1 protein-coding gene is annotated in these 1054 nt (G+C 67.3%); it reads right to left on the reverse strand.

Annotation, left to right across the window (positions count from 1 at the left end; genetic code table 11):
- Positions 1 to 997: IS481 family transposase (locus ACSEEN_RS21455; RefSeq protein WP_440714259.1), on the reverse strand; the 997-nt coding region annotated here is incomplete at its 3' end.
- Positions 998 to 1054 lie beyond the last annotated feature (57 nt).

Here is a 1054-nt window from a genome sequence, read left to right on the forward strand (position 1 = left end):
TGTACTTCCCCGTGAGGTTGTGAACGCGGGCTGAGGGGACGAGGCCACCGATCCCGGTGTGGGGTCGGTGGTGATTGTAGTAGTGCAGCCAGAGCTGGTAGGCCGCTGCGCGGTCGGCTTCGCTGGTGTACGGGGCGGCGTAGGCCCATTCGGCGGCCAGGGTCCGGTTGAATCGTTCGACCTTGCCGTTGGTCTGGGGCCGGTAGGGGCGGGTCCACTTGTGTTTGACGTGCGCGCCCAACGCGGCGTTGAAGGCTTTGGAGCGGTAGCAGGAACCGTTGTCGGTCATCACCGCAGTCACCGTGACCCCGGTCCCGGCGAAGAACGCGTTGGCGCGTTGCCAGAACCCGGCGGCGGTCTCCTTACGTTCATCGTCGAGGATCTCCGAGTAGGCGATCCTGGAGTAGTCGTCGACGGCGTGGTGCAGGTACCGGTAGCCGCGTGACCCGGGTGCCCCACCGCGGGTGGCCTGATCGCGGGCCCGGCCGGCGTTCTTGTCCTGGGCCGAGCCGCGGCCGTGGGCTCTCCACCCACCACCATCAGGGATTCTTCCCTGTTTCTTGATGTCGACATGGACCAGCAGCCCGGGTCTGTCGACCTCGTATCGCACCGGTGCTGACCGCCGGACCCGGAGCCCGGTGGCCTGATCGAGATGGGTCAGCAGCGGCATGTTGTAGCGGGCCAGGACACGACCGACAGTCGAGCGCGGCACCTTCAGGTGGTAGGCGATGCGGTGTGGCCCCCACCGGCGGGTGCAGCGCAGTGAGACAATCCGTCGTTCGGTGCGGCGATCGAGTCGGCGGGGACTGGTCCGGGGCCGGGAACTGCGGTCGATGAGGTCGTGTCCGGCCCGGTACCTATCAGCCCAGCGTTTGGCCGTGGCCGGTGAACACTGGAACCGTTCGGCCGCCCGCCGCAGTGACCAGCCGTCCTCGACGACCAGCACCGCCAAGCGTCGGCGTCCCTCCGGAGTCAATGGTGCGTTAGCGTGGATCACGAAGACCTCCGTGGCTTGGAGTGAGTGTGGTAGCCCACATCCTGCCCGGAGGTCTTC

Origin of the sequence: Gordonia marina (genome assembly GCF_052036135.1) — a bacterium.
In the GTDB taxonomy this organism is placed as follows: Bacteria; Actinomycetota; Actinomycetes; order Mycobacteriales; family Mycobacteriaceae; genus Gordonia.